Source organism: Streptococcus halichoeri, assembly GCF_019774635.1.
In the GTDB taxonomy this organism is placed as follows: Bacteria; Bacillota; Bacilli; order Lactobacillales; family Streptococcaceae; genus Streptococcus; species Streptococcus halichoeri.
In genome coordinates, this window is the sequence record NZ_CP081502.1 from 1,258,974 (window position 1) to 1,285,305 (window position 26,332).

Annotated in this window: 24 protein-coding genes; 22 read left to right on the plus strand and 2 right to left on the minus strand. The window is 39.9% G+C overall.

Going from position 1 to position 26,332, the window contains the following annotated elements; genetic code table 11:
* Positions 1-735 precede the first annotated feature (735 nt).
* From K5J94_RS06020 to K5J94_RS06045, 6 genes are all read left to right on the plus strand, one after another.
* The gene (locus K5J94_RS06020; protein WP_159564595.1) at positions 736-2,004 is read left to right on the plus strand and encodes an extracellular solute-binding protein; all 1,269 of its coding nucleotides are present in this window, start codon (positions 736-738) and stop codon (positions 2,002-2,004) included.
* Between the two features lie 170 nt (positions 2,005-2,174).
* Positions 2,175-3,890 (plus strand): glycoside hydrolase family 13 protein, encoded by a 1,716-nt coding sequence (locus tag K5J94_RS06025; RefSeq protein WP_221912626.1) that lies wholly within the window; start codon positions 2,175-2,177, stop codon positions 3,888-3,890.
* A 22-nt stretch (positions 3,891-3,912) separates the two neighbouring features.
* The gene (locus K5J94_RS06030; protein WP_221912627.1) at positions 3,913-6,048 is read left to right on the plus strand and encodes an alpha-amylase family glycosyl hydrolase; all 2,136 of its coding nucleotides are present in this window, start codon (positions 3,913-3,915) and stop codon (positions 6,046-6,048) included.
* Between the two features lie 74 nt (positions 6,049-6,122).
* Positions 6,123-7,427, plus strand: coding sequence for a carbohydrate ABC transporter permease (locus tag K5J94_RS06035; RefSeq protein ID WP_221912628.1), 1,305 nt, complete (start codon positions 6,123-6,125; stop codon positions 7,425-7,427).
* Positions 7,427-8,287: a sugar ABC transporter permease gene (locus K5J94_RS06040; RefSeq protein ID WP_159544137.1), complete on the plus strand. Its 861-nt coding sequence runs from the start codon at positions 7,427-7,429 to the stop codon at positions 8,285-8,287. Before K5J94_RS06035 ends, K5J94_RS06040 begins: the two co-directional genes overlap by 1 nt.
* Before the next feature lie 20 nt (positions 8,288-8,307).
* Complete coding sequence (locus tag K5J94_RS06045; RefSeq protein WP_221912629.1) at positions 8,308-9,135, plus strand: DUF1189 domain-containing protein; 828 nt, start codon at positions 8,308-8,310, stop codon at positions 9,133-9,135.
* A 93-nt stretch (positions 9,136-9,228) separates the two neighbouring features.
* On the opposite strand, the gene K5J94_RS06050 is transcribed toward K5J94_RS06045, so the two are convergent.
* On the minus strand, positions 9,229-10,026 hold the full coding sequence (locus K5J94_RS06050) for a LacI family DNA-binding transcriptional regulator (RefSeq protein WP_221912630.1): 798 nt from the start codon (positions 10,024-10,026) through the stop codon (positions 9,229-9,231).
* Positions 10,027-10,284: 258 nt separating this feature from the next.
* Here K5J94_RS06050 and cps2T point away from each other — a divergent pair, with 258 nt between their 5' ends.
* From cps2T to K5J94_RS06125, 15 genes are all read left to right on the plus strand, one after another.
* Positions 10,285-11,439, plus strand: a complete 1,155-nt coding sequence (cps2T, locus tag K5J94_RS06055; protein ID WP_221913789.1) for a beta 1-4 rhamnosyltransferase Cps2T — start codon at positions 10,285-10,287, stop codon at positions 11,437-11,439.
* Positions 11,429-12,376, plus strand: a complete 948-nt coding sequence (locus tag K5J94_RS06060; protein WP_159564605.1) for a glycosyltransferase family 2 protein — start codon at positions 11,429-11,431, stop codon at positions 12,374-12,376. Before cps2T ends, K5J94_RS06060 begins: the two co-directional genes overlap by 11 nt.
* Positions 12,373-13,098: a glycosyltransferase family 2 protein gene (locus K5J94_RS06065; RefSeq protein ID WP_159545742.1), complete on the plus strand. Its 726-nt coding sequence runs from the start codon at positions 12,373-12,375 to the stop codon at positions 13,096-13,098. Before K5J94_RS06060 ends, K5J94_RS06065 begins: the two co-directional genes overlap by 4 nt.
* Positions 13,099-13,461, plus strand: coding sequence for a DUF2304 domain-containing protein (locus K5J94_RS06070; protein ID WP_159545740.1), 363 nt, complete (start codon positions 13,099-13,101; stop codon positions 13,459-13,461).
* Entirely contained in the window at positions 13,458-15,215 is a 1,758-nt protein-coding gene (locus K5J94_RS06075) for a hypothetical protein (protein WP_221912631.1), read from the plus strand. Before K5J94_RS06070 ends, K5J94_RS06075 begins: the two co-directional genes overlap by 4 nt.
* A 67-nt stretch (positions 15,216-15,282) precedes the next feature.
* Complete coding sequence (locus tag K5J94_RS06080; RefSeq protein WP_159549550.1) at positions 15,283-16,107, plus strand: LicD family protein; 825 nt, start codon at positions 15,283-15,285, stop codon at positions 16,105-16,107.
* A 1-nt stretch (position 16,108) separates the two neighbouring features.
* Positions 16,109-16,831: an IspD/TarI family cytidylyltransferase gene (locus K5J94_RS06085; RefSeq protein WP_159545734.1), complete on the plus strand. Its 723-nt coding sequence runs from the start codon at positions 16,109-16,111 to the stop codon at positions 16,829-16,831.
* The gene (locus K5J94_RS06090; RefSeq protein WP_221912632.1) at positions 16,821-17,888 is read left to right on the plus strand and encodes an NAD-dependent epimerase/dehydratase family protein; all 1,068 of its coding nucleotides are present in this window, start codon (positions 16,821-16,823) and stop codon (positions 17,886-17,888) included. The genes K5J94_RS06085 and K5J94_RS06090 overlap by 11 nt, the downstream gene beginning before the upstream one ends.
* Before the next feature lie 7 nt (positions 17,889-17,895).
* Positions 17,896-18,834 (plus strand): glycosyltransferase, encoded by a 939-nt coding sequence (locus tag K5J94_RS06095; RefSeq protein WP_221912633.1) that lies wholly within the window; start codon positions 17,896-17,898, stop codon positions 18,832-18,834.
* A gap of 10 nt (positions 18,835-18,844) precedes the next feature.
* Entirely contained in the window at positions 18,845-20,203 is a 1,359-nt protein-coding gene (locus K5J94_RS06100; protein ID WP_221912634.1) for a DUF2142 domain-containing protein, read from the plus strand.
* A 2-nt stretch (positions 20,204-20,205) separates the two neighbouring features.
* Entirely contained in the window at positions 20,206-21,627 is a 1,422-nt protein-coding gene (locus K5J94_RS06105; RefSeq protein WP_159545726.1) for an oligosaccharide flippase family protein, read from the plus strand.
* Positions 21,627-22,460, plus strand: coding sequence for a glycosyltransferase (locus tag K5J94_RS06110; RefSeq protein WP_159560475.1), 834 nt, complete (start codon positions 21,627-21,629; stop codon positions 22,458-22,460). The genes K5J94_RS06105 and K5J94_RS06110 overlap by 1 nt, the downstream gene beginning before the upstream one ends.
* Complete coding sequence (locus tag K5J94_RS06115) at positions 22,447-23,592, plus strand: glycosyltransferase family 4 protein (protein ID WP_159564615.1); 1,146 nt, start codon at positions 22,447-22,449, stop codon at positions 23,590-23,592. Before K5J94_RS06110 ends, K5J94_RS06115 begins: the two co-directional genes overlap by 14 nt.
* A gap of 205 nt (positions 23,593-23,797) precedes the next feature.
* Entirely contained in the window at positions 23,798-25,021 is a 1,224-nt protein-coding gene (pepT, locus tag K5J94_RS06120; protein WP_221912635.1) for a peptidase T, read from the plus strand.
* 41 nt (positions 25,022-25,062) lie between these two features.
* Positions 25,063-25,551 (plus strand): EbsA family protein, encoded by a 489-nt coding sequence (locus K5J94_RS06125; RefSeq protein WP_159545720.1) that lies wholly within the window; start codon positions 25,063-25,065, stop codon positions 25,549-25,551.
* Here K5J94_RS06125 and K5J94_RS06130 read toward each other — a convergent pair.
* Positions 25,538-25,735 carry a ferredoxin gene (locus K5J94_RS06130; protein WP_159545718.1) on the minus strand — a complete coding sequence of 66 codons (198 nt, stop codon included), beginning with the start codon at positions 25,733-25,735 and terminating at the stop codon, positions 25,538-25,540. The two genes, K5J94_RS06125 and K5J94_RS06130, sit on opposite strands and share 14 nt — an antisense overlap.
* A 46-nt stretch (positions 25,736-25,781) precedes the next feature.
* Between K5J94_RS06130 and K5J94_RS06135 the strand changes: the two genes are divergently transcribed.
* Positions 25,782-26,324, plus strand: coding sequence for an SAG1386/EF1546 family surface-associated protein (locus K5J94_RS06135; RefSeq protein WP_159545716.1), 543 nt, complete (start codon positions 25,782-25,784; stop codon positions 26,322-26,324).
* Positions 26,325-26,332: the final 8 nt, after the last annotated feature.

Consider the following 26,332-nt stretch of genomic DNA (forward strand, 5'->3'; position numbering starts at 1 on the left):
GTTGCAGCTATCTGTAGCGGTAGAGAGAACAAAAAACATTAGCTGTGTGCCAGGTAGCTAGGCAATCACGCTGACTAACGATGGATAATCAAACAACAGTCTTTCCTTGCTAGGAGTATCATCTTAGTGAGGTTTTTGAACTCTATATCAACTGCAATGGGTGGCCTACTAGCTAAGCACGAGAGGAGACGAAAGACGTCTTCTTTTTTTGCATGTTCAAAGTAATCTTGCTACCTTTCAATCCCATGACTTGTGGCAGACGATAGACTTGTCTGATGTTGATGCTGAGTGCTTTTCATTATCAGTCAGAGGGGATTTAACTTTATATAGCTATAAACAGCCCTATAATAGCCATTGTGGAATCACCCACTACAGGACTATTATAGAGTTTTTTGGTTTGCGTTAGGCAACAGCTCATAGGTTGAAATGGTTGTAAGAAGTCTTTCTTAGATTAAGAAGTACCTGAATAAAAACATGGTAAAGGAACTAAGTCATAAGTGGAAGTGGTGAGGTAAAAGAATCATTTAAATGTTTTTAGAAAAATGCTAAAAGATATTGACATTTGTAAGCGATTACTATAAAATAAAATTAACTTAAACGTTTAAGTCATATAATACTAAAGGCTACAGTTATTAACTTTGGACGTCTTATGTTAGCCATTTATCAGCTAATGTGACAAGAGTAGATAGATTGTGTGACTGGTTATTAAGGAAAAACATTTTGGAGGAACATGTTATGGCATGGAATTGGACAAAAGCATCTGTAATTGGAATATTATCATTGGCTCCAGTGCTAACACTAACTGCTTGTACGAGTGGGGGTACTAAAGATGCTAAAAAAACTAAAGAAGCAGATGGCAAGACTATTGTAGTTTCTGTTGATGAAGGGTATGCTGACTATATTAATAGCATTAAGGGTGACTTTGAAAAAGAACATAAAATCACCGTCAAAGTTAAAAAAGAAGGCATGATGGATACACTTGATAAGTTATCAACAGATGGTCCAACAGGGGCCTCGCCAGATGTCTTTTTAGCCCCCTATGACCGCGTGGGTGGTCTTGGATCTGAAGGTCAAATTGCTGAGGTAGCCTTGGCTAATAGTAAAGAGTTTGATGATACGGTTAAGAAATTAGTAACTATTAACGGTAAGACTTATGGTGCACCAGATGTGATTGAAACGTTGGTGGCTTATTATAATAAAGATTTGGTGGCAGATGCTCCAAAAACGTTTGCTGAATTAGAAAGCTTGCAAAAAGATCCAAAATTTGCCTTTGCTTCTGAGTCAGGTAAAGCCGTTGGTTTTTTGGCCAAGTGGACAGATTTTTATTATGGTTATGGGTTGATTGCTGGTTACGGCAGTTATGTCTTTGGTGATAATGGAACTAAGCCAAGCGACCTTGGTCTTGGAAATTCTGGAACTGTGGAAGGTTTAAACTACGCAAAACAGTGGTACAATACCTGGCCGCAAGGAATGCAAGACACTAAAAAAGCCGGTGACTTTATTACAGAGCAATTCACCTCTAAAAAAGCTGGAGTTATTGTTGACGGCCCATGGGCAGCAAGTTCATTTAAAAAGGCAGGAGTTAACTTTGGTGTAACAGAGATTCCGACATTAATCAATGGTAAGAAATACCAACCTTTTGCTGGTGGTAAAGCCTGGGTTATTTCCAATTATTCTAAAGGAAAAACAGCTGCTCAAAAATTCCTTGACTATGTGACAAATACGGAAAATCAAAAACGATTCTATGATAAAACGCAAGAAATTCCAGCTAACTTAACAGCTCGGCATTATGCGTCAGAAGAAGGAAACGAATTAACAAAAGCTGTGGTTAGTCAGTTTGAGAGTGCACAACCAATGCCAAATATTCCAGAAATGGCAGAAGTTTGGGAGCCTGGTGCCAATATGTTCTTTAATGTAGCTTCTGGTAAGAAAGGAGCTTCTAAAGCAGCCAAAGAGGCAGCTAAGGCGATTAAGGTAACGATTGAACAAAAATACGCGGAATAAAGTAGAAAAAGGGAGGCTGGGACAAAGAAATGCACCCAGCTTCTATTTTAAGTTTAATGCTGGTAACGTTAAACAAGAAGTGGACAAAACAAGTAAGAGTAATTTTAGTTTGCCTCTTTTTGCCGATTAGCTAAGGGTGACTAAAGAAGGACTACTTAATGGAGGTAGAAATGAATATTGCCGGAATGCTACATATTCCTGATTCGAGATATTGCTTTGCCTTATCTCAAAAAGAACTTGTCATCCGATTACGTGTCGCTAAAGAAGATGCAGATATAACCGTTAGTTTGGTGTATGGTCCAAAATATGGTTACCATGACTTCCAAGAAGAATTGGAAATGTCAGTGGCTTACCTAGATCAGGCACATGCTTATTATGAAACGACTTTAACGCTTGATGACGTAAGGTTAGCTTATATTTTTAAAATTGAGGAAGAAGGTCAGATCTATTATTTTAGTGAGGATGGCTTAACCACTAGCTATGATTTTTCGAATGGTTTTTATAATTTCTTTCAAATGCCTTATATTAATGCAGTAGACGTTCATCAGGTCATTCCTTGGACAAAAGACGCGGTCTTTTACCAAATTTTTGTTGATCGTTTTAATCGTGGGGATTGGAAAAAAGATGACAGTTATGTCAACATGGATTGGTTAGAGAAACCAACTCCTAAAAGTTTTGCTGGTGGAGATTTAAAGGGGATTACAGACAAGTTACATTATCTCAAGGATCTAGGGATTACTGTGATTTACTTAACCCCGATTTTCCAGTCCATTAGTAATCATAAATATGATATTAGTGATTACTATGCTATTGACCCTCAATTTGGTAGTAAGCACGATTTGCAAGAGTTGATTGATTTGGCCCATCAAATGGGAATCAAGATTATCCTAGACGCTGTCTTTAATCATGCCAGCAGTGATACGATTGAATTTCAAGATGTTTTGCGATATGGCAAGAAGTCTAAATTTTTTGATTGGTTTATGCTCCATGATGATTACCCATCAATGGAGCTGATTAACTACGAGACCTTTGCCGGATGTGACTATATGCCAAAGTGGAACACCTCAAACAGAGATGTTCAAGACTATCTGATTGAGATTGGACGATACTGGATTAGGGAATTTGATATTGATGGGTGGCGCTTAGACGTTTCTGATGAAGTGTCTCATGATTTTTGGCGACGTTTTCGCCAAGTCATTAAAGCTGAAAAAGTAGATGCCATTTTGATTGGTGAGAACTGGCATGATGCCTATCCTTATTTGGCAGGGGACCAATATGATGGAATCATGAATTATGCTTTCACCAAAGCATGTTTAGATTATTTTGCTTTTGAAACCATGACGTCAAAGCAATTGGCTGAAAAATTAAGTCATATCTTGATGCGAAACACTTGGCAAGTCAATCGCATGAATTTAAATCTCTTGGATTCTCATGATACACATCGTTTTTTCACTCAAGTTAAGGGGTCAAAAGGCAAACTTCTGGCTGCTTTAGCATTACTTTTTACGTTTATAGGGATGCCTTGCCTGTATTATGGGACAGAGGTAGCCATGAAAGGAGGTTACGACCCAGATTCGCGGCGAGGTTTTCCGTGGAATGACGCTGGGTGGGACAAAGTCTTCTTCAATAAGGTGAAGGAAATCATCACTCTTCGTCAGCAGCCGGCTCTTCAAGAAGGAGCAATCAGCATTGCTCATGACGGAGATTGCTTCATTCTACAGCGCAGCTTAGGTGAACAAATCATTACGCTTGTTTTTAACAATGGGGAGGCTGCTTATCCTATTAAGGAAAAGGGGCAAGTGTTAACTGGTAATAAGGTGGACAAAGAGCGTGCCCAATTGCTTCCAGGGGGCTTTGTAGTGATAAGTGACCAGAAGGCTATTTGAAACATTTGAAAAGGAAAAAGTGATGAAAAAAAAGAATCTCAAATCTTATAAGTTGTTAACCAAAAGTGCTATTTTAATTGGCTTAATCTCATTTCCACTAACTGTTTTTGCTGCTGATAATGCTTCTGTCACCAACAAAGCAGATTTTTCGACAGACACAATTTACCAGATTGTAACGGATCGTTTTAACGATGGTAATGCCTCCAATAATGGTAACGCTGATGTTTTTGATAAAAATAACCTTAAAAAATATCATGGAGGCGATTGGCAAGGAATTATCGCTAAGATTGAGGATGGTTATCTGACGGATATGGGAATCTCTGCTATTTGGATTTCTTCTCCTGTTGAAAATATCGATAGTGTTGATCCTTCTAATGGTAGTGCTGCATATCATGGGTATTGGGCTAAGGACTTCTTTAAAACGAACCAGCATTTTGGCACTGAGGCAGATTTTCAACAATTAGTTCAAGTGGCTCATCAGCACCATATTAAAGTTGTTATTGATTTTGCTCCTAATCATACGTCCACGGCCGAAAAAGAAGGAACAATTTTCCCAGAAGATGGCGCTTTATATAAAAATGGTGAATTGGTTGGTAAATTTTCAGACGATAAGGATAAGATTTTCAATCACGAGTCTTGGACTAATTTTAGCACATATGAAAATTCTATTTACCATTCAATGTATGGACTAGCTGATTTAAATAACATCAATCCAAAGGTTGATCAGTACATGAAAGAAGCTATTGATAAATGGTTAGACATGGGTATTGATGGCATTCGAGTTGACGCTGTTAAGCATATGTCACAAGGTTGGCAAAAAAATTGGTTGAGCCATATCTATGAAAAGCATAATATTTTTACTTTTGGGGAATGGTTTTCAGGACATACCGATGATGATTACGATATGACGACATTTGCTAACAATAGCGGGATGGGGCTTTTAGATTTTAGATTTGCCGAGGCTGTTAGACGGTTATATACAGGTTTTTCAACATTTACTATGCGAGATTTTTATAGGGTTCTTGAGAATAGAGATTACGTGACTAATGAAGTGACGGATCAGGTGATCTTTATTGATAATCATGACATGGAACGCTTCGCAACAAAAGTGGCTAGTAATCAAACCGCTGTTAATCAAGCTTATGTCTTGCTTTTAACGTCTAGAGGTGTACCTAATATTTATTATGGCACAGAGCAGTATGCAACAGGTGATAAAGATCCTGATAATCGTGGTGATATGCCAAGTTTTAATAAAGAGTCACAAGCCTACAAAGTAATCAGTAAACTAGCTCCTTTAAGAAAACAAAATCAAGCTTTAGCTTATGGGACAACTGAACAACGTTGGATAAATGATCATGTTTTGGTATTTGAGCGTAAATTTGGTAATGATGTCGCTCTAGTAGCTATTAATAGAGATCAAACCAATGGTTATACAATTACTAACGCTAAAACAGCCTTGCCTGAACATAAATACAAGGACAAATTAGAAGGTCTGCTTGGTGGTCAAGAATTAACAGTTGGAATGGATGGTACTATTAATAGCTTTGAACTGGGAGCTGGTCAAGTCGCAGTATGGACTTATGAAGGCGAAGACAAAGCGCCTCAACTTGGAGATGTTGATGCCTCAGTTGGTATTCCTGGAAATACGATTACTATTTCAGGTCAAGGTTTTGGTAATACTAAAGGTCAAGTAACCTTTGGAGAAACCTCTGCTGAAATCCTTTCTTGGTCAGATACTCTTATCACTTTAAAAGTACCAACGGTGTCAGCTAATTATTATAATATTTCAGTGACAACTGCTGATAAGCAAACCAGCAATAGTTATCAAGCCTTTGAAGTTTTGACTGATAAACAAGTTCCTGTTCGTTTATTAGTCAATAACTTTGAGACAAAACTAGGAGAACAACTATATCTCATGGGTGATGTTTTTGAAATGGGAGCAAATGATGCCAAAAATGCTGTTGGTCCTCTATTTAATAATACTCAGACCATTGCCAAGTATCCAAACTGGTTCTTTGATGTTAACTTACCAATCAATAAAGAAATAGCAGTCAAACTTGTTAAAAAAGATGGTGCTGGTAATGTCTTGTGGACAAGTCCTGAGACTTATACTATAAAGATAGGCCATGAAGCACAAACCATTACCATCAAAAAATAAACTAGCCAACTTAAAAAGTGGTTAGTACAATCAGGAGGATAGCCTTAAATCATTTATGGAAAGAGGAATAAAAAATGGTAGATAACCAAAGACAGCGAAAGCCCCATCTAGCTATGTGGCTATCTCTTATCCCAGGTTTGGGACAATTATATAATAAGCAAACCGTTAAAGGCGTGGTCTTGCTCCTTATTTTTTTGCTGGAATTGTTAGAAATGGTGTTTTGGGGAATTCCTGCTTTAGCAGGTCTTTACAGTCTTGGAAGTGTCCCCATGCAAGATCACTCTTTGTTCATGTTGATTAAAGGGGCTATGCAATTAGTTATCTTAGCCTTATTTGTCATTTTTCATTTGGTTGCTATGAGGGATGCTAGGTTAGTTACTCGACAACAAAATGAAGGTAAAAAGGTTCCTGTAACAGCCAAGGAGACCCTTGAGGTTATTTATGAAAAGGGCTTTCCCTACTTGCTCATTATTCCTGCCTATTTGGCCATGGCTTTCGCGATTATTTTTCCGGTTTTGGTGACCTTATTAATTGCCTTTACCAATTACGATTTTAGGCATATCCCTCCTTATCGCTTATTGGATTGGGTGGGCTTGAAAAACTTCCTTAATATCTTAGAATTAAGCACCTTCAAAACAGCTTTTACGTCTGTTTTGTCATGGACGCTGATCTGGACCCTAGCAGCGACAAGTCTTCAGATTATTATTGGCATTGCCACGGCTGTTATTGCTAATCAGTCGTTTATTAGAGGAAAACGCCTCTTTGGTGTGATATTCTTATTACCGTGGGCAGTTCCAGCCTTTATCTCTATTATGAGCTTTGGTAATTTTTTTAATGATTCTATTGGAGCCATGAATGTTCAAGTTCTACCTTTCATCGAGAAATTCCTTCCTTTTGTTGATTTTGGCATTGTGCCTTGGAAGACAAATCCTTTTTGGACAAAGGTAGCTGTGATTATGGTGCAAGGTTGGCTAGGATTTCCCTATATCTACATTTTGGTATCAGGCATTTTGCAGGCCATTCCAGCTGATTTGTACGAAGCAGCAACAGTTGATGGTGCGACCGTCTTGCAGAAATTCCGTCATATTACGCTACCTATGATTTTTGCAGTTGCAGCTCCAACCCTTATTTCACAATATACCTTTAACTTCAACAACTTCTCTATTATTTACCTTTTTAATAATGGGGGACCTGGTACTGTTGGAGGCGGAGCTGGGACAACCGACATACTGATTTCTTGGATTTATAAATTAACTACACAGACGTCACCACAATTTTCAATGGCATCAGCAGTGACCTTAATCATTTCTGTAATAGTGATTTCAGTGTCTTTGATTACCTTTAGGAAATTTAAAGCTTTTGATATGGAGGAGAGATAGTGAGAAAGACTTATGTTGCAATGTCAATGAAACACAAACGTTTTTTAGCCCAATTATTAACTTATATCTATCTAATATCTTTAGCTATCGTGATTTTATTTCCAATACTAGTAACGGTCAGCTCAGCTTTTCGACCAGGAAATACAACAGCCTTTAGCTTTCATTTTAACGGGCCGTGGACCTTGGCTAACTTTAGGACGCTCTTTCAAGATACCTTATATTTGCGGTGGTATTGGAATACCTTAATTGTGGCCTTCTTTACGATGCTGATTCAGGTAGCCGTCATTACCTTAACAGGCTATGCGTATAGCCGTTACCATTTCTTTGGCCGCAAAAAAAGTTTGGTTTTTTTCTTAGTCGTCCAAATGGTTCCTACGATGGCGGCTTTAACGGCTTACTTTGTCATGGCCTGGCTATTTAATGCTTTAAATCAGTATTGGTTTTTGATTTTGATTTACGTGGGTGGTGGTATTCCGATGAATGCCTGGTTGATGAAGGGCTATTTTGACACAGTTCCTTATGATTTAGACGAATCTGCTAAGTTGGATGGTTCTGGACATTTTAGAACTTTTTATCAGATTGTCCTTCCCCTTGTACGACCGATGATTGCAGTGCAATCTTTATGGGCTTTTATGGGGCCTTTTGGGGATTTTATGTTGGCTAAATTCTTGTTACGCGCTCAAGAAAAATATACGGTAGCAGTTGGTCTGCAGTCTTTTATCACCAATGATGCTAGAAATCCCAAGGTAACCTTGTTTGCTGCGGGAGCTATTTTGATTGCAGTGCCTATTTCAGTTCTCTTTTTCTTCTTACAAAAGAATTTTGTTTCAGGTTTAACCAGTGGTGGCACCAAGGGCTAAGTTGACAAGGAGTATTTTTAATGCCAGATAAAAAGCAATTTCCTATTTCTTACATCTCGCATTGCCGATCTCCTAAGGCAATGTTTGCCAGTCGAGGTGAGTTTTCTTGGTGGCAAAACCTTCTGATCATTGTTTTTTTGAATGCCTTAATGATGATTCCGGTCACTTTACACTATGCTCGCATGCCAACGTATCCCTTAGAGCGGATTGTGGCTAAGAGTTTGGCTCCCATCACGGACAAGACTTATCACGCATTGACGCAAGGCAAAATTGAGGAAAATACGTTTCAGGGTCCATCTCTCATTTGTCGAGATGGCGAATTAGTGCTAGCTGTTTTACCGACAAAGAGAGACTTAGAAAAATTAACAGCAGAATCAACCAGACAAATTATTGTTACTCACAATGAGTGGCGGTTTATTGAGCCAAAAGGCAAGGAACTGAGAGCACAAGTTAGAGGTAAGGACCAGTCATTGGTCACGTTGACGACAGCCAAAGCAGTTAGGGCCTTTGTCAACCAGCAATGGTATGACAGTAACAAAGCCAGTGTACTTGCTTTTCTTTTGCTTAGTTTTGTCCTCATGGTCTATGTGGGAACTGTTATTGTGATTGGTCTGGGTGCTTTCTTCTTGGCTCTGACAAAACAATCACGCTTGTTTATGATTCGAAGCTTTTCAGAAGGTCTTGGATTGATGGTTAATTGTTTGGCTTGGCCAAGTTTGCTAGCTATCCTACTGAGTTTTTTTATCCAGGACCCGATCTTAGTCATGAATTGCCAAGTGTTTGGAACCTTACTGATGCTGACTGTGGTATTTTATAAAACGCATTTTAGAGACGATTTGAAGGTATGAGTTGATCCTTAACATAAAAACCCTTTCTCCTCCAGACGAGGGGAAAGGGTTTTTCTTAAAAAGGGTGGTCAGATATAGACTAACTTTCTGCTATTACACCAGAAGGTTGTGATTTTTATCGGACTGGCGTTTCTTGGCCCATTCGATAGCATTTAAGATGACTTGGCCTTTTTGGGAATGAAAGCTTGGACAATAGAGGTTCTGTGGCTTGTTGCCAAAGAATTGATTTAAACTCTCATCAATCAGCAAAAGATTATCTTTTTCAAAGTAAGTTAGTTCTCTCATATCATCAACTATATGTAGCTGTGGAAAAAGAGAAGAGATATGCTCATACCGTTCTTGATTATTTATAGGCAAGGTGAGTAGACTATAGGTATCACCATTGAAAAACTGATCTGCCTGGTCTTTGAGAGCCACATAATCTGTATTAATTTGAAAAAAGAGGGGATCATCGATGAAGCTGTCAATAGCAATTAAAGGTTTGAAATTAAGTTTTCCAATCTTATAAAAGCTGTCATTATCAATATCCAAAGTCAAGATTAAATCAGCCCAATCAAATTTTTCAATGCTATCTTCATTGAGACAGACCAGTTGATAATCCTGTTCATGCAGTCGCTGAGAAAGGCAGTTGATAGTATGCAGTTGTTCTGCTCTAGCTAGGATAGAATCAGCGTATTTATAATAAAGAACCACACTGTTGGATTGACGTGTCACCAATGATCTGGCTGCTTGATTAGGTGTATAGTTAAGAAGGTTGCTAATATGAAGGACCTTATTGCGGGTTTCTTCGCTGATTTTTTGATCGTCGCGCTGGTTTAATACGTAAGAAACCGTCGCCACAGAAACGCCTGCTTCTCGCGCAATATCTTTAATGGTAATTTTCGATGTCATAGTTTTGTTATATCCAAATTCATGGTAAAAGTCAAGAAATCCTTGATGCGTTTGCTTTATAAGAAAACGCTAGCGCCTACCTTGCATCGCTAAGCTAATCGCCAGCTTTTAAGCTATTCTAGACACTCTTGTTAGTTAGAAGGGCTATAAGGGGTGTAAATCAGTCTATCTGAGGCGCTTTGCATTGGTTTTTTATCGCTTTTGCCCTTGCTTTATGTTATAATAACATGGATTATTTCTAGAATGGGGCTTATTGACATGCAGCATGTTTTTATCATAGGTAGTCGAGGACTGCCTGCAAACTATGGGGGTTTTGAAACATTTGTTGAAGAGCTAGTCTCTCATCGAAAGTCTGATAAAATCTGCTATCATGTTGCCTGTTTATCAGATACAAAGCACAAGCGACATGACACCTACTTGGGTGTTGATTGCTTTTTCATTAATCCGCCTCAAGTTGGAGCAGCGCGTGTTATTCTGTATGATATGATGGCTATCGGCTATGCCTTAGACTATTGTCGGCAACATCACATCTCACAGCCAATCGTATATGTTTTAGGAAATACCATAGGTGCCTTTATTAAGCCCTTTGCTAAAAAAATCCATCAGATGCAAGGCAAACTTTTTGTCAATCCTGATGGTCTAGAATGGAAGCGGGCAAAATGGTCAAAGCCGGTACAACGGTACTTAAAATATGCTGAAAAACAAATGACTAAAGCCGCAGATATGATCATTTCAGATAATCAGGGGATTGCTGATTATATCCAGAAAGTCTACCCATGGTCACAGACAACCTTTATTGCCTATGGTACAGATCTGACCCAATCTAGCTTAACCGCTCAAAGTGATCAGGTTCGCAGCTATTTTCAAAAACACGGCATTACTGAAAAAGGTTACTACTTAGTTGTTGGTCGTTTTGTGCCTGAAAACAACTATGAAACACTGATTCGGGAGTTTATGGCCAGTGATACCTCACGTGATTTAGTCCTTATTTGCAATTACCAAGGGAATTCCTATGTCACTGAATTGAAACATGCCACCGGCTTTACTCAGGATGCTCGGATTAAGTTTGTTGGCACTGTCTATGACAAGGCACTCTTGAGCTACATTCGGCAAAATGCCTTTGCCTATATTCATGGACATGAGGTCGGAGGAACTAATCCTGGCTTACTTGAAGCACTTGCCCATACCGATTTAAATTTAGTTTTAGACGTCCCTTTTAATCAATCGGTCGCCCAGAAAACAGCCCTGTATTGGACCAAGAAAAACCAGGAATTAGCGCAGCTGATTGACAGCGTTGATAAACAAGAGACCTTTGAAGACTTAGGCAGGCAAGCAAAACAACACATGGCTCAGACTTATACTTGGGAAAAGATAGTCGCAGCCTACGAGGCTTTATTTTTAGATGAAAATTAATATTTTGATGTCCACCTACAATGGTGAAGCTTACCTAGCGCAACAAATTCAAAGCATTCAAAATCAGACAGTGACAGATTGGAAGCTGTTGATTCGAGATGATGGCTCGACTGATCAAACCCCCGAGATCATTAAGGCCTTTGAAGCACAAGATTCAAGAATTCAGTTTATTAATCGTGATGATCGGCAAAACTTTGGGGTCATTAAAAATTTTTACACCTTGTTAAAGTATGATCAAGCGGACATTTACTGTTTTAGTGATCAAGATGATGTTTGGTTAAAAGACAAGCTTGAGACTCAGCTCAGCGCTTTTACAAATCAGCCTGCGCAGTTGCCTGTGATGGTTTATATGGATCTTAAAGTGGTTGATCAAGACCTCAATGTTTTGAACGAAAGCATGATTCGCTCACAATCAGCCCATCCTAATACTAAACTGGTCCAAGAGCTAACAGAAAACGCTGTTACAGGTGGAGTTTCGGCAATTAACCATGCCTTGGCGCAAAAATGGACCCGCTATGATGGCCTTATTATGCATGATTGGTATTTGGCGCTTCTAGCAACGGCCCTTGGAAAGTTAATTTATATTGATCAGCCTGGTGAATTATACCGTCAGCATGCCAATAATGTGCTGGGTGCACGAACCTTAGACAAGCGTTTTAAGTTATTTCGCCAGGGCCCTAAAAAACTCTTTACCCGTTACTGGCACTTAATTCATCAATCCCAAGTGCAGGCCCAACATATCATTGATGATTATGCGACAGAGCTTACGCCTGAGAAGCATCAGCTTTTAGCAGACTATGTGGATTTTGATCAGCAGCCGTTTAGAGAACGGCTTAGACGGCTCATCAAGCATCGCTACACCAAAAATCAATGGAAACATATCATTGTTTTTCGGTTATTACTCCTAACAAATCTTTATAATGCGAGAACAAAATGAAAAAAGTATTATTAATTATTCCTGCCTATAATGAAGAAGGAAGCATTGAAAAAACAGTTCGAACCATTGAAGCCTATCGTTCAACGACTGTTTTGCCATTTGAGTTAGATTATGTGGTTATAAATGACGGTTCTAAAGATAATACTGGGCTTATTTTAGATAAGCATGGCTTTAATCATATTGATCTCGTCCAAAATTTAGGTATTGGCGGTGGTGTTCAAACCGGTTACATTTATGCCCAACGCCAAGATTATGATGTTGCCGTCCAATTTGATGGAGATGGCCAGCATGATATTCGTAGTATTCAAAATGTGGTTCAGCCTATTTTGGCTAATCAGGCCGACTTTGTCATTGGGTCTCGGTTTGTGAATAAGACACTCGAAAATTTTCAATCGACTGTTATGCGGCGTGTAGGCATCAACCTCATCTCAAATGCAATCAAGTTAACAACAGGCAAGCGCGTCTATGACACAACAAGTGGCTATCGCGCAGCCAATAAGACGGTGATTGCTTATTTTGCTGACCACTACCCAGTACAATATCCTGAACCAGAATCAACCACCAGACTCTTGAAAAAGGGCTTTCGCTTAAAGGAAGTGCCTGCCAATATGTTTGAAAGAGAAGCCGGTGTCTCAAGCATTAGCAGCCTAAAAGCTATTTTTTACATGACAGATGTTTTAACCTCAATTATTATAGCAGGGTTTTTAAAGGAGGATGCCTAGATGAGTTTAACCCTACAAATTGAAATGTTCCTGCTGGCAGTGCTATTACTGTACATGATTGTTCGTATGGTTAATAGAAATACTTTTTCGGTCAAACGCTCCTTGCCCTGGTTATTAGTGGGGATTTCATTAGTCTTTATCAGTGTCTTTCCAGGTGTTGTTTCCTTTGTGGCTCACCGACTTGGTTTTGCCTTAACCATGAATTTCTTACTCTTTGGTGCCATCTTATTCTTATTTTTCTTAGAATTATTCGACATAAGCAGTAATACCAAGCGTGATGAACAGATTAAGCGTTTGATTCAAGAAATTTCATTAGTGAAAAAAGAACTCGAAGAAAAGGAATTAAAGGAAAAGAATCAATGAAGAAACAGTATGTTTTCTTGACCCTGGCAATGGCAGTTGTAATGGTTATGTCGGCTTGCTCTCATTCAAAAAAGGCAGCGCAGCATTATCCCAAAGTTGATGTTTCAGCTTATTTTATTTATGATAATGAGCCCCGCTATGGTGTTCATATTTATGCACTCAATTATGAAACAGCTTTGCGCAAAATCAAAAGCGGGAAATTTGCTCCAAATGACTTTTCCCACTTTACTTTTGAGACTGTAAAAAAAGACTATCAGGTTTCCCATGATCAGGTTGCAATGGGCCAATACCGGTTTGGTAACAATATCCAAAATAGTCAGGCTGATGCCGAAAAAATTGTCACCTTACTTTTTCAGCATAATAAAAGTTACCTGACATACGTCAATGGCTTAAAAAGTGAAGTACTGCTTAAAAACCCTAATAACACCCATTATAAATTTACCAATAAAAAAGGACGAGCTGTCGGTCACGTTGAGAAGGGCTTTACAATCTTCCAAGATACAGCTATCCGCAAAAGCTTTAAAGCCCTTAATGTTAAAGACGGAGCAACAGTTTATTTAGGAAATACAATAAAGGATCAGGCGCCGGTCTTACTTGAACAGCAAGAAGAAAATATCAGTAAGGAGTATGGACAAGAAGTAACCTATCAGATTCCGATACAGAGCGATCAAATCGTGGTAAGGGTTTCGCCGAACTTTGTGGTTGATAAGACCAATCTTCCTTACACTAAGGTTGTAGAACCAAAATTACGGACCACTATTCAAGAGGGAGAAATTGTTGCGGTCAAAAATAGCCCCACGCTTATAGATGGTCATATTCAGCTCACTGCTGATCAATCAGGTGCAAGTGCTATTGAGCAAAAGAAACTAAGCAAGGATTTAACCACCTACGCAACAAAGTTAGGCTCTATTGATAAGCTCACTTTTTCTAATATTGACCAGTCCGTAAGAACCTTAGAGATTAAGGGGCATGTCTCAGGCCGTGTCAATTATCAGTTACCAGTAATCATTGAATCTGATAATGGTGAAATGACACCAAAAACGCAAAATCTCGATGTTTATAGTGCTTATTCAAAACAAGGCCTGTTTATTGAGGATGCTAAGGGTTATCGCATCACACCTCAAGTAGAGTCCTACGGTATTAATTTTGTTACCCATGATGATAGTAATAACCCAGTTAGTGGTCCGAGTTTTTTAGTAGGTAAAATCCATAAGAAAAAAGTATATCTACTAGCAACAAGCTCAAAAGGCCAAGGGCAATGGGTCAACACTAATTTGAATGTGAAGCAATTTATGCAGGCACCCCACAGTCAAAAAGCCCTGGCTTTTCAATCCAATCGTACAACCTATACTGATGGTCAAACCAAGACCATTCCTATCAATGACCGGATTTGGGCATATGATGCCAAAAATCAAACAAAAGCTAACAAGGCCCTGTACAAACTAAGAGGCTTTTCAAATCAGCGACAGTACTTTTTATGGCCAGTACATAAAAATACCAGTGTCAACCAAGGAAAGCCGATTTATTTTCAGGTGAATGATGATTCCATCGCAAAGGCCCAAGAGACCAACTACCGGGTCAATGGTTCGATTGTGGATATGGCATATGGTTCTGAGGAATACAATGCCATTTTGATCACACAAAAACAGTCCAAACCTAAAAAACAGATTAGTCCAGTCACTCTTATTATTATTTTTGTAGGAGCAGTAAGCTTATTCTACCTTGTGCTTATCTACTATATCATCAAAAAATAATCCAGCAGCATCTGTCTGTGCACCAATACCAATGTAAAGAATTAAATCAGGGCTAAAGAGGAATGTAATGAAAAAAATGTCAGTCGAAGAAATAAGAAAAGTTCAACTTGAAATGCTTTCTTATATTGATTCCATCGCACGCGAGCATGGCATCGAATACTCCCTAGGAGGTGGAAGTTTGCTTGGGGCAATACGCCATCAAGGCTTTATTCCCTGGGATGATGATATTGATCTCATGCTAGAACGTGACCAGTATGAGCGCCTCATGGCCATCCTTGCACACAGTAAAAATCAAGATTATCGGTTATTACACCATTCGCTCGAGCGCAATTTATGGCCGTTTGCTAAACTGTATCATACCAAATCAATGTATGTCAGCAAGACAGATCGCATTCATCCTTGGACTGGTATTTTTATTGATATTTTTCCGATGGACCGTTTACCTGAAAGTCCAAAAGAACGTCAAGCTTTCTTTAAAAAAGTCCATTCAGCTGCCACAAACCTCATGTGTACTACTTATCCAAACTTTGCAAGTGGCTCACGAAAACTTTATGCCAATGCGCGTTTAATTTTGGGCCTGCCTCGCTTTTTGAAATACCATGGCCAGGCAAAACAGCAAGCAGAGCGGGTTGATCGCATAATGGCAAGCTATAATCAGCAGGATGTCCCCTATATTGGCTATACTGATTCGCGTTATCGCCTGAAAGAATGTTTCCCAAAAGAGATTTTCACCGAATACGAAGATGTCCTATTTGAAAACGTTAAGGCGCGTAAAATAAAAAACGCTCATGCTTATTTGCGGCAACTCTATGGTGAGAACTACATGGAATTACCTCCTGAAAACAAGCGTGAAAATCATAGTTATTATACATGGTATTGGAAGGAAACTTAGTATGAATATTGGAATAATTTTTGCTGGTGGCGTCGGAAGCCGGATGAATTCAAAAGGGCGTCCCAAACAATTCTTGGAAGTCCATGGTAAACCCATTATTGTTCATACACTGGAAATTTTTGAAAATAATTCAGAGATTGATGCCACTATTGTAGTCTGTATTAAAGAATGGTTGGACTTTATGAATGACTTGGTAGATAAGTTTAACCTTAAAAAGGTTAAACAAGTTGTTCCAGGTGGTGAAACAGGCCAGCTGTCAATCTTTAATGGTCTTGAGGCGGCTGAGGCAATAGCCAAAGGAGAAGACGACATTGTCTTGATACATGACGGCGTACGCCCTTTAATCAATGAAGACCTCTTATCAGCTAATATACAGTCTGTAAAAGAAACAGGCTCAGCCATCACTTCAGTTGCCGCTAAAGAAACAGTTGTTTTAATCAATCAGAAAAAAGAAATTGAAGAGGTCGTTGATCGGACGCGTTCTTACATTGCTAAGGCTCCCCAGAGCTTTTATCTCAAGGATATTTTAGCAGTCCAGCGTGATGCTATTGCTAAAGGCATTACTAATGCTATTGACTCAAGCACCCTCATGGGTATGTACAATAAAAAGCTGACGATCGTAGAAGGACCGTATGAAAATATCAAGATTACGACACCTGATGATTTTTATACGTTCAAGGCCTTGTTTGACGCAAAGGAAAATGCACAGATTTATGGATTCTAAAACAATACACTACAGCCAGCCAAGCGTCCAAAGAGACTTGGCTCAGATCACTGCTGATCAGGCCATTGCCTGGCAAAGCTTAGCTAATCAGACAGTCCTATTAACAGGGGCTAACAGTATGCTAGCGACCTACATGATTTATACACTGGCCTTTTTGAATGAGCACAAGGGACTGCAAGTCCAGATAGTGGCCACCGCAAGAAATCTGCCAAAGGCGAAATTACGTTTTAAGGATTTGCTGGAGAAGGACTATTTTCAATTGCTAGCGCATGATGTTAACGAGCCTTTGACCTATGCTGGTCCAGTTGATTATGTGATTCATGCAGCTAGTAACGCCAGTCCTCGCTACATCTTGTCAGATCCAGTAGGTATCATTAAAGCCAATACCCTAGGCACACTCAATTTATTGGAATTCGCCAAAGCCAAACACGTGAAAAATTTCTTATTCTTGTCTACGCGTGAAATTTATGGCAAGGCCATCTCTGAAACAATCAATGAAGAGGCATATGGTGCCTTTGACATCTTAGCCAGCCGGGCTTGTTATCCAGAAAGCAAACGAGCAGCAGAAAGCCTGTTAAGAGCTTATTATGATCAATTTCAGGTGCCATTTACCATTGCTCGCTTAGCCCATGTGTATGGACCAGGTATGGAAATTGCCAATGATGGTCGTATTATGAGCGATTTGATTAATAACATTGTGCAGGCTGAGGATATTGTTTTAAAAAGTGACGGCAGTGCCGAACGAGCTTTTTGTTATTTAAGCGATGCCACCACAGCACTCTTTTTGATTCTTTTAAATGGCGACATTGCGCAAGCTTATAACGTCGCTAATGAAGATCAGCCAATTATGATCCGAGACTTGGCACAATTATTGGTCACCCTTTTTGCTGAAAAACACCTACAAGTTGTCTTTGACATTCCAAAAACCGAAAATGCAGCCTACAGCAAAATGGGCCGAACACGCCTAAGCACAAGCAAACTAGAAGCACTTGGTTGGCGACGCCACATCACCTTAGAAGATGGGCTCAAGCAAACCGTCGCTAGCTTTGAGGAATAAATCACCTATGGTAAAAACAGCAGTTCTAATGGCTACCTATAATGGCCAAGCCTTTATTTTAAGTCAATTGGATTCTATACGTCGCCAAACCTTACAACCAGATTATGTTCTCATGCGAGATGATGGCTCGACTGATCAGACAGTGGCATTGGTCACAGACTATATCACGCGTCATCAGCTCACGGGTTGGTCTATTACTCGCAATTCGAAAAATCTGGGCTGGCGCTTAAATTTTCGGCAACTCATGAGTGATGCCACTGAATTAGATGTAGATTATATTTTTTTTAGTGATCAAGACGATACTTGGTATGCTGATAAAAATCAACTCCAAGTTCAAATGATGCAAAAGCATCCGCAGATTGATTTACTTAGCGCGGATATTGATATTGAAACGATTGGTGATGCGGCCACTGTCCCACACAATTATCAATTTGCAGACAGTCAGGCCCTACTTTCTAAGTACCCACTTGATTACACCTATCATAATTACCGGCAGGGCTGGACCTTTTGTATGCGCCATTCCTTTCTAAAAACAATCATAAAGCATTACTCAAAGGACTTGGTTGTTTCCCATGATAATTTAACCACAGGAATTGCCGGACTTTTAGGAACAGGCTATAATCTTAACCAAGCAGTAGGTTTGCACAGGCGCCATGGTGGCAATGCCAGTGGCCATTTATTAAATATTCATAGCACTCACGCTAGGCAAATCTATGAATTAAACCTTGTCCTTGGCTACTTTACCATTGCTAAAGCTGTCTTACATGAGAAGCAATCAAAAAAAGAAGCCCGCATAACACAGTATTATCACTTTTACCAGCAGCGCTTAGAGAATGCAAGGTCACGGCATTTGTGGAAAACCTTGCAGCAAATGTGTTTTGAAGGAGAGTATTACGATACGTTTTCAAATCGCATTCGCGACCTAATCTTTATCTTTAAAAAATAATGGGGTTGACATGCAATCATCAGTCTTGAACAGAATAACAGAATTTTTCTCGCCAAAAACAATTTATAAGACCTTTTTTGTGCTTGGCTTAACCATTACCTTTGTGTTTAGCTTGTTGATGCCATTTTTTAATGAACCTGACGGCCAATATCATTTGGCTGTTTCTGGTCGTATTGGCAATACCGTTATTGATACTTCTCGTTATGGAGAATTGGATATTATTTCTGGCATGGTGTCTCAACAAGATTCGTATAAGGATGGGACACGATTTGAGAAATACTATTTAAACCGAGCCAAATTTATTTCCTGGCAAGAAGCCCCTCGCGAAGTGAACTATTCTAAATTTAATTTTGTCTATTGGGGACATGTTATCCCGGCTATTGGTTTACGACTAGGGCGGCTCATCTATCCTTCAATGGGAGTGATGATTACGGTTGCTCGCTTGTTCACCTCCTTGATGGCAATTACTGCCTTGACGTTGATTATAAAGTCACTCAAAAAAGGGCACTTGATTTACTTTGCTGTCTTTTTGAGTCCGGTTGCTTTGAATGCCTTTGCTAGTCTGTCTTATGATGCGACCGGTTTTGTAATTGTTGCCTGGCTCATGGCATTACAGATTAATACCTTGGTTGATCGGCAAATCACCAAGCGACGTCTGATTGCTTTTTTACTTGTTACACTCTTGACACTGCTTGGCTGTAAACAAAATTATTGGTTGTTGTTGCTGCTAATTCCTGTGGTCTTACTAAACTGTGACTATCCACAAGCACAAGCCTATCGTCAACAATTAAGTCAGTACACTGCCTATGTCAAGAGCAAGTGGTGGCTGCGTTTAGGAATCCTAGCCCTCTTACTTGCTGGTTTTGTGATCGTAACACTGCCGCACGGTGGCCCCTTTATTGTGATTCGTCGCTATTTGATGACTTTTGGCTATAATTATGCTGGAACGGATTTACTAAGCAATGACATTACCTCCTGGTTGGCAGCGCCTTACCCTAGTTTCAACTATATTCCAACCTGGGTATCGGCCGTTTGGTACTTATTGATTTTTGCCGTTTTATTCTCAGAAGAAAAATTCATTGCGAGCCGTTCGGTTGGCTTGACCTATCTTGCCTTTTTCTTCTTAGGTGTGTTTGGAGTATTTTTTATCATGCTAGACTATAATGGTGCCAGAACAAGCTACATCGAAGGTGTGCAAGGGCGCTATTTCACCCCGACCTTATTAACGCTGCAAGTTTTTGCTGCTAGTACCGCTAGTCGCCTAAACCAAGCAGCAAGGCGCCTTGTGCCGCTTTTCTTGTTGGGGCTCATCCTGGTATCAAATGGTTTGTTGTTGTTTGATACGGTGATTAGCTTGATTTTGAGGTAGTCATGAAATTAATTAAAAATATTCTTTATAATACGACTTATCAAATCTTAACACTAATTATTCCCCTATTTACCGTGCCCTATGTCTCACGTGTCTTGACACCTGTAGGTGTGGGGATTAATTCCTATACTAGTGCTATTGTCACTTATTTTACCTTGATTGGTGCCCTTGGGATTTCCCTATATGGGAACCGCGAAATTGCCTTTGTCCAGCGAAATAAGTACAAAAGAAGTAAAGTTTTTTGGGAACTGGTCTTTCTTAAGTTTGTTTCTGTAGGGATTGCTTCTGTACTCTTTTTAGGCTTTGTTTTTATGTCAAAGGATTGGCAAATCTATTATTTGCTCAATGGTATTAATTTATTAGCCACCCTAACTGATATTTCCTGGTATTTTATCGGCGTTGAAGATTTTAAAAAAATCGTCGTTCGTAATACCTTTGTTAAGGTAACGACCGTCATTTTAACCTTTGTCCTGATTAAGAGCCGGCAAGACTTAGGCCTGTATATCTTTTTGATTTCTTTTTCGATGTTGTTAGGTAATCTGACAGTTTGGCCCTTTTTAAGAAAGGAAGTCATCTGGATTCCCTTTAAGCAATTGGAAATCTTTAAGCACCTCAAGCCAACCTTAATGCTTTTTTTGCCCCAGATCACTATGCAGATCTATCTTTCTTTAAATAAAAATATGCTCGGGGCCTTAGACGGGGTCGTTTCAGCGGGCTATTTTGACCAATCTGATAAATTAATCCGCATTTTATTCACCATTGTAACAGCTATTGGCGGTGTCTTTTTGCCGCGCTTATCCAGTTTGTTTTCCATGGACAGAGTCGATGAGGCCAAGCGTTTGCTGTTAAAATTAGTTGATCTCAGTAATGCCCTTTCTATGTTGATGATTGGCGGTGTTATTGGAGTTTCTTCTAGTTTTGCCGTCTTCTTTTTCGGGAAAGGCTATGAACCAGTTGGCCCTCTAATGGCGGTGCAGTCCCTAATGATTATTTTTATTTCCTATGGCAATGCCTTAGGCACTCAATTTTTACTCGCCTCGCGTAGGCAGACGGCCTACACCTTATCGGCTGTGGCAGGTTTGATTTGCAATGTTATTTTGAACCTATTGTTGATTCCTTTGTTAGGAGCGATGGGAGCGGTCATTTCAACAGTCGTGACCGAATTGGTGGTGTCTGCTTATCAGGCTTTATCCCTCAAAGATGTCTTTACCTTCCAAGAATTGACCCGTGGCCTTTTGCGCTATAGCATTGCCGCAGCGGTAGTGGCCTTTGTCCTCCATCTAATGGATACACACATGCCGGTAAGCATCCTCAATTATGCCCTACAAGCTATGGTGGGTGTCTTGATTTATGCCATTATGATAATAGTAATGAAAACTCCCGTGTTAAGCTTGTTTTCAGATATGAGACGTGAGAAAAAATGATAAAAACTTTAGCAGGTATTGTTACCTTTAATCCCGATATGGATCGCTTGGCAGCAAATGTTCAAGCTATTCTACCTCAGGTTGATCAGGTGTTAATCGTTGATAATGGGTCAACCAATTTCCAACAAATTAAGGACCGTTTTCCAGAGCTTGCACTGATTCCCTTGCACGAAAATCGAGGGATTGCCGCAGCTTTAAATCAGATCGGATCCTATGCTGTTTCCAAACAATATGACTGGTTTTTAACCCTTGACCAAGACACCGTAGTGAAACCTCACTTAATTGCTTCTTACTTACCCTACATTGATTTGCCTAAGGCAGGCATCCTCACTTGTTTGTTTCAAGACATTAATAAAGAAGCAATCCAAATACCTGAGGTAGAATATGAAATCGTTGATAAATGCATTACCTCAGCAGCTTTTATGAATACTGCTATCTTTGCCCAAAGCAAGGGCTTTGATGACAAGATGTTTATTGATCTTGTTGATTTTGACTTGAATTTTCACTATAGCCAGCTGGGCTATTACACCTATAAAATAGCATTCATTGGATTTGACCATGAAATCGGTCATGCTAGACAAGTTTATTTCTTAGGCAAAAAACGCTATATTTATAACCATTCCGCCTTTCGTAAATACTATATGGTGCGCAATACCATCTATCTTAAGAAAAAATACGACAGGCAGTTGACCAAGGGCTTATATGTCTATATTCGTGATGAATTCTTACGGGTGCTTTTATTTGAAGAGGATAAATGGGCCAAAATAACAGCCATGGCCAAAGGCCTGCGTGATGGTCTGCAGATGGAGGTAAATCAAGATGAACAAGACTAAGACAATCGTGTTTTTCTCAGGTTATTTTCTGCCATTTTTAGGGGGAATCGAACGCTACACGGACAAATTATCCCTCGAGTTAGTCAAGCTAGGCTATCAGATCATTATTGTCACCAGTAATCATGCTAACTTACCCGACTACGAAGTCAATCAAGGCCGCAAAATTTACCGACTGCCGAGCCAATCGCTATTTAAGCAACGTTATCCGTTGTTGGCCAAAAATAAGACTTTCCAAGACCTGTATACTCGCCTATTAGCAGAATCAGTAGACTATGTCATCTGCAATACCCGCTTTCAGCTTACCACACTCATCGGACTTGATTATGCCAAAACAAAACAAGTACCAGCCTTAGTCCTTGATCATGGTAGTAGCCACTTTACAGTAAATAACAAGCTTTTGGATAGCTTTGGTGCACTCTATGAGCATGCCTTAACCAGACGCGTCAAGGCCTATAAGCCTAGCTTTTTTGCCGTATCGCAAAGGAGCGCCGATTGGCTCAAACACTTCAACATCCAAGCTGATGGGGTTATTTACAATTCGGTCGCAGATAATTTGCTGGCGCAGTTTGGGCAAGCAACCTACAAAGAGAAGCCAGACGGTACCCTCTTTATCACCTATGCCGGCCGCATCCTCAGAGAAAAGGGCGTTGAAATGCTGCTTCAAGCGTTTACAACCGCAAGATTTCCAGACTCTGTTCAGCTCCAAATTGCTGGTGATGGTCCGATTTTGGCCGAGTTAAAAGCCCGTTACCAAAGTCCACAGATTCATTTTTTAGGAAAATTGAATTATGACGAGACCATGTCTCTTCTAGCCCAGACTGATATTTTTACCTATCCATCCATGTACCCAGAAGGTTTGCCCACTTCGATTTTAGAAGCTGGCTTATTAGGCTGTGCCGTGATTGCTACTGACCGCGGTGGAACGGTAGAGGTCATCACCAATGCGGACCTTGGGCTTATTATTGAAGAAAATCAACAGGCCCTACAAAGTGCCCTGGAAGATTTAGTAGCCCAGCCTGCCAAACGCCAAAGCCTGCAGGAAAATTTACAACAGCGCGTCAAAGAGCATTTCACTTGGTCGCAGACAGCGCAGCATTTGGTATCAGTTTTGTTTAAAGATCACACAGAGTAAAATAAGGCAGCAGGCTAGACTTGTTTACTAAACTTAAGCAAATCTGTCCCATCAGCCAAAGCTGATTAGTCGCAGCAGTTGTGAACAAAACATACTAATGTTTTCTCTAAAACTATATAACTGTAAACAAGGAAAAAACTGATACCAGTCAGTTTTTTTAAAAAGGTTTATGCTATAATAGAATTGGAAATTATTGAGGTGAATTATGACTTATGATAAGCTACTAGAGCGTTTTTTAACCTATGTAAAAGTAAATACTCGCAGCGATGCGACCAGTTTAACAACACCAAGTACGCACAGCCAAGTGGCCTTTGCCTTGGATGTCTTGCAGCCCGAGATGGAAGCCATTGGCTTACAAGATGTACACTACAATCCCCTAAATGGCTACCTTATTGGCACCCTACCTGCCAGTCATTCTCGTTTTAAACACAAAATCGGCTTTATCGCCCATATGGATACCGCTGATTTTAATGCTGAAAACATAAATCCTCAAGTCATTTCGGACTATGATGGTAGCGCCATTTCTTTAGGAAAGTCAGGTTATGTTCTTGACCCCAAAGAATTTCCTAACCTTACAAAGTACCATGGTCAAACCTTGATTACAACCGATGGGACCACGCTCTTAGGGGCTGATGATAAGTCAGGCATTGCTGAAATCATGACAGCAGTTGAGTATTTGATTCAAAATCCCCACATTGAGCACTGTGAGATTAAGGTAGCCTTTGGCCCTGACGAAGAAATTGGTGTCGGTGCAGATAAGTTTGACGTCACTGATTTTGCCGTTGACTTTGCCTACACTGTAGACGGCGGACCACTCGGTGAGCTGCAATACGAAACCTTTAGTGCCGCAGGATTAGAGGCCCATTTCATGGGGCGCAATGTCCATCCAGGGACAGCAAAAAATCAAATGATTAATGCCTTGCAGTTAGCCATGGATTTCCATGCCCAGCTACCAGAAGCTGACCGCCCAGAAAAAACCGAAGGTTACCAAGGGTTTTACCATCTTGCTGAACTTTCTGGCACGGTTGATCAAGCTAAAGCATCGTATATTATCCGTGATTTTGAGGATGAAAGTTTCACCAAGCGTAAAGCATTGGTTCAGGCTATCGCTGACAAAATGAACAACGAACTAGGTGCAAAGCGTGTTCTCATCACCCTAAAAGACCAGTACTATAACATGAAGCAGGTGATCAAAAAAGATATGACACCGATCACGCTAGCTAAAACCGTTATGGAAGAAGCTGGCATCACCCCAGTGATTGAGCCCATTCGCGGAGGTACAGATGGCTCTAAAATCTCATTTATGGGGATTCCGACCCCTAATCTTTTTGCAGGGGGCGAAAACATGCACGGGCGCTTTGAATATGTCAGCCTAGAGACAATGACTAAAGCAGTTGATGTCATTCTTGGCATAGTCCAAAAGCAGTAAGCATGCTACCTGCTAGAAGCAAAGAAACGAGGTGAAACGATTTGATTAAACTTTTTGGTAAGATTAGGTATCATTGGCAACCGGAATTATCCTTTTCCATTATCTACTGGTCAATTGCTTTTGCCCCAATTTTCCTTGGTCTATCCTTACTTTATGAAAGAACGGAAATTCCCAGCCGCGTTTTTGTGTTATTTGCCCTGTTTATCATTTTGGTTGGCATAGGCCTGCATCGGTATTTTACAATTGAGCCTAATGGCATCCTACGCATTGTATCCTTTAAAATTTGGGGCCCACACCGTGTGTTAATTTCTGATATTTCAAAAATCGAAGTAAGCAAATCCACTATTCGTTTGTTTATTAACGATAAGACCTACCTCTTTTATATGAGAAAATGGCCTAAAAAATATTTTTTGGATGATTTGGCTATTAATTCTCACTTTAAAGGAGAAGTTATCTTGGTTGATAATTTTGTCAATTTAGACTACTTTGAAGCCTATAAGAATGATAAAAAAGCTCTTACAGGAGGGTAAGAGCTTTGGTTGGGCAGGTTTTGACAGCCTTGAGTGTTTCTTGATCATTGTCATCAATCGTCTGAACAAGTTCATCAGAATGAGCAAATTTGACAATACCATCGTCATGATAGTCAAAGCGTGAGGAATAAGTCTGGCAAAGCCCACAAGCAATACATTTTTCAGGAATGATCGATACTTTCATACTATTATTTTAATATGAAGTCGATAATTTAACAAGGGGGAAGCACATGGCTAAAGAACCATGGGAAGAAAAAATTGTGAACGATCAAGCAGAAACGCGTTCAAAGAAGCATGCCAAAACAGTACTAAGCACGCCCTGGTTGACAGGGTTATTAAGTGTTTTCTTTGTGATTATTGTTGCCATTTTGTTTGTGTTTTTCTACACTTCTAATAGTGGTGGCAATAAGGACTCAGAGACAGGTGGTTTTTATGGAGCCCAAACGTCCAAAACAGCCACCAAGCACACCTCAAGACATCGGTCACGTCGACACGCATCAAAAAAGGCAAAGCCAAAAGCAAGCAAAGCCTCAAGTACCAAGACCTCCTCATCCAAGGCAAAAGAAACACAGCCATCTAGTTCATCTAGTACAGCACCTTCAAGCTCTAGTGAACAAAAAGGCCAAACAATCCAAGTGTTACCAGGTGAAGGAGTAGCAGCAATTGCTGGTCGGGCTGGCATTTCTGTCAGCCAATTGCAGCAGTTAAATCCAGATCATATGACGCAGGGTTACTGGTATGCCAACCCTGGCGACAGCGTTTATATTAATTAGATAAGGAA